At 51.2% G+C, this 3,858-nt stretch carries 5 protein-coding genes; all 5 read right to left on the reverse strand.

The window, feature by feature from the left end; all coding sequences use genetic code 11:
• Positions 1-292: 292 nt before the first annotated feature.
• The 5 genes from HMPREF2875_RS04600 to HMPREF2875_RS04620 all read right to left on the reverse strand — a co-directional run bounded on the left by HMPREF2875_RS04600 (position 293) and on the right by HMPREF2875_RS04620 (position 3,365).
• A complete protein-coding gene (locus tag HMPREF2875_RS04600; protein WP_070538394.1) occupies positions 293-514 on the reverse strand; it encodes a hypothetical protein in 222 nt (73 codons plus the stop codon).
• Positions 515-528: 14 nt separating this feature from the next.
• Positions 529-822, reverse strand: coding sequence for an ArsR/SmtB family transcription factor (locus tag HMPREF2875_RS04605; protein WP_371327554.1), 294 nt, complete (start codon positions 820-822; stop codon positions 529-531).
• 158 nt (positions 823-980) lie between these two features.
• A complete protein-coding gene (locus tag HMPREF2875_RS04610) occupies positions 981-2,177 on the reverse strand; it encodes a relaxase/mobilization nuclease domain-containing protein (RefSeq protein ID WP_070670752.1) in 1,197 nt (398 codons plus the stop codon).
• Complete coding sequence (locus HMPREF2875_RS04615) at positions 2,159-2,566, reverse strand: ribbon-helix-helix domain-containing protein (protein WP_070670754.1); 408 nt, start codon at positions 2,564-2,566, stop codon at positions 2,159-2,161. The genes HMPREF2875_RS04610 and HMPREF2875_RS04615 overlap by 19 nt, the downstream gene beginning before the upstream one ends.
• A gap of 484 nt (positions 2,567-3,050) precedes the next feature.
• Complete coding sequence (locus HMPREF2875_RS04620; protein ID WP_070670756.1) at positions 3,051-3,365, reverse strand: hypothetical protein; 315 nt, start codon at positions 3,363-3,365, stop codon at positions 3,051-3,053.
• Positions 3,366-3,858: the final 493 nt, after the last annotated feature.

The following is a 3,858-nucleotide window of genomic DNA, read 5'->3' on the forward strand; positions in this document are numbered from 1 at the left end:
CACCACGGCGTTACTAAATCCGTGGTCCTAACAGCGCTATCGCTTAAGCTCAAAGAAACCTACTACCCGCGTGAAGTGGTCTATGAGGATGAGCTTGGTGTGTTCGTCTATCAGATCTACTAGATAAAAACTCCAGTGAACACACTCTCGCTACTTTCTATGCGTCCATACAGACTAATGTGTAGGCCGCGCCCCCGAGCTGTCATTGCTACTGCTCTAGCTCTACCTAACGCCCCCAGGCAGAGCTAGAGCTTGTTAATGCATTCTGAGTCAATTAAACGGAAGAGCCTGGTTACTCGGGGATCTCGCTGAGTTGGGTCTCAATCTGATCCAACCGCTCGGTGATGTTGCGTAGGTGCTCCACGATGAGTTGGTTTGAACCATCGATCGCCGTCGCCGTTTCGCGTCGTGCGCTGGTGACGGTGCGTACCACCCAGACGGTAAGAGCAACGAAGATCGCAAGTGGTAGTGCGGCGGCGAGGATGACAAGAAATACGGTAGCGGTAAGTGTCACGAAGATTCCCTTTTCTATTCTTGATTAATCAGGTGTCTGATGTGGTCTGGAGTTACTTCAAGCTGAAACGGAGCGACCCAGTAGTGCTTCCTCACTCGGCTCTCTCCGAGCTGTTCCAGGCCACTCTCGATGAGTCCAGCAGCTTCCAAGCGGTTGAGGTGCTGGTAGAGCAGTGGCCGAGACATCCCGAGTCGGCGGGCCAGCTCACTGACATGGGTCGAATCCGTCTCTAGTGAGGCGATAATTCGCAACCGAGGCTCACTTCCGAGAGCACTGAGCATCTGAGCGAACCGTGCTGCGTCCATCATCCCTCCGTATCGTAATCGAACAATGTCAGGTGTAAGTATATGCTTACAGTCAACGGTACGCAAGTTCTACCGGGTCATGCGTGAGCTCAAATTGTTTGGTTACACCAAGAAACGCAAGGTCATCACCACCGTGTCGGATCATAATGGGCAATCACAACTTAAAACTCTGGGCCAAACTCTTCTTCCTGCACCCGGGGGCGCGAGCCGTATCGCTTTGGTTTCCTGAACTGGTCGATGCTCAAGTTGCGTATCCGCTCTTCTGTCGGGTCGTGGATCGGTGGAGCCACTGGCGGCGGACTTACACGCGCTGGTTTGTTGTGAGCGTCGTAATCCTCAAATTCCGCGTCAAATTCTGCTTGTCGCTGCTGGCGGATACGTTCCTTTTCCAGTGCACGCTGTCTCACCACTTCTTCCATCTGATAGCGCTGCTGGAGCTGGTTGATGTAGTCCATCACCGGCTTAATTTCGTAGTCACTACCCAGACGTGATCCAGTAGTCGATGCCTTACGCTTGCCGCGCTTGGTGGGGTACTTAAAAAACTCACCATCATCGTCTTTGAGCGCGTACATCGTGGTGTGCTTTTCTTTGGCTTTGGGCGAGGTATTTTCGCGAACGGTAAACGCTAAGTTGTGCTCGCTAGCGATCTCATGAGCGACATCCAAACCAGCTTTCACACCGTGAGCGGATCGCACGCGATCATCTTGAAAAAGATCCTCGATTCTGGCTCGCATGAAGCTGCGCCAGGTATCGCCGTTTAAGTCTTTGAGTTTTAAGCCTGCGGCATCAATCTGGCGACCTTGAGCCTTGGCAAATCGCTCGGCACGAGAAAGCTCTTTTGACCCACGCTCAAGAACCTGCAAACCAAGTTCTCTCATGAGCTTGTCGTTCTCCTCGCGAACCGAGTGCCAGTTGCCTGCCAAACGGGGTGTTTTGTCGGTCGCGAAGTCATGATTAGCAAGCAGGATGTGATTGTGGACTGCACCTGATTTGCTGTCGGTGTGCGTGGCTACTAACGCAGGGGAGTGGGGGGCCACAATCTCGGCTAAACGGTATCCCGCATAATGCGCCATTTCCACATCGGCAGCTGAGTGCTTATCAAGTTCTTCCGGCGAGAAGGATTGGACAATCGAGACTACTTGATTAACCCGTGTTGGATGCTTGCGGATTAGCTCTCGGGTATCGCGGCCAAAGGTGTCGAAATCAAATCCCGGGCGCGGGCCTATGACTGAGACGCGGGCTGCGCGAATCCGCCTAGGGCCATCCGCCCCTTCACCCGGCCCACTCTTCGAGCCGTAGAGAACGTAAGTCGCAGCCGCGACTGCATCCTTGGATCTCGTTACCGTCGTGATCGACATGTCCGCTCCACAATTTGGGCAACGTCTCTCGCCATGGCTTCCAGATCACCGGCTACGGCAAGCAGCGTGTTCGGATCCAACTCACGGGAGAGTCGATAATCCGTTCTTTCAAACTGACGTTCCATGCGGAAAAGTGTCCTCGTCGCCCCGTTCAAATTCACCCCGATTCGGCGGATCTGTTCGGTGAATTGATTCAACGTTTTCAACGTCTCTGGCGGCAGTTCATTGAGCTTGTTTTCCCACCCAACAGGCAGGGTCATCGCTAGGTTATCTACCGCCCCGCGAACCACTTCGGGAACCGTCATATCTAGTCGTTCGGCTACCCCCTTGACGAGCTTTTCTTGTTCCTCGTCTAATCGGAGGGTAAACCGATACGTCTTCGCGGCCATCAATCACCTACTTTCTTCGGGTCTAAATACCTACACAACTTCTTATCCCCGAGCCGTTTATCCACACCTAGATGTGGAGATCTATTTTTATTAAAAACCATTTTATCATTCTTCAGTTTTTACGTCTATAGAACCTCTCCACATCCGCCTGATGGGATTTAGGCCTTAGGCCTGGGAAACCCAGGCCCTACACGCCGCTTTACAGACCGCCCCTACAAAATAGGATTTTTTTTCAGATGTAGGGGCGGGGCCAGCATCACATTAAGCACCCCTTCCGGGGTGCAATGTGAGCTGGCCGGGGCGTGCCGCCCCTGGACCCCTGCTGGGAATATCTTCGCTAGAGCACCTCAATGTGATCTCATGGTGGTGCTCTGCTTGATATTCCGCTCGCCGTACCCTGCAAGGATGCAGGATGAAACGGCGAGATCTAGGGGCCAACTCAGCGATTCTAAGCCGTGGCGAAGTCACGATTCTCATTCCACATCTAGAACGGAGAGTTGTTGCCCTGGGCCGCGTTATTCTGCTGGGGTTGTTGGGGCCCATTTGCCACTTGTCGGGCAGTGGATTGAATGTTCTGCGGAGCAGATTTGAACCCCAATTCAATCAGCAGATCACGCAGTGGACGGTCTAGATACTTAGACCATTTGGAGCGTGGTTTCGTCGCTGCGGCAAAGACGGCTTCGCCAATTTGTTTTAGTACCTTTTCCCGCTCGGCTTCCATGGCCTTTTCGGCCTCATCACGCGCCTTCTTGTGGCGCTCCAAACGAGAGATTGCGTTATCTAATTTCTTGTTACTCATGCTTATAAGTATAGATACTTTTTGAGAAAAAATCTATAGCACATGGGGGTTAAAAATGGGAAACGACACGCCGATAAAAGGTGCTTAAATTGCACTGCAGTGTGAGGGTGTGATGATTGTAGAATGATATGAAGGCATACTTATATCATCACTTGCGCGGCTGCTTTTTATATCATGTTGTAGGGGATGGTTGTATCATGCCATCATCACATGTTTATAGAATGATATTCTTATAAGCTGATATAACTACTCGCTATATCATGATACAAACATACGTATGATTACATCATGATATAAAGGCTGGTTGTAGGATGATATAAGCATCAACGCGCTTCGCAATGGTTATCGAATGATATAAGGCATAGTTGTATCATGATATAAGCAGCAAGGGCGGGGATGATTCTTATATCATGCGCTAGCACATGGTTATAGGCTGATATAAACAGCAGTTGTCTTCGTCGGACCTGACCCCTGTTTGGTAGACACCTGATAT

It is taken from the genome of Corynebacterium sp. HMSC078H07 (assembly GCF_001812805.1).
GTDB lineage: Bacteria > Actinomycetota > Actinomycetes > Mycobacteriales > Mycobacteriaceae > Corynebacterium.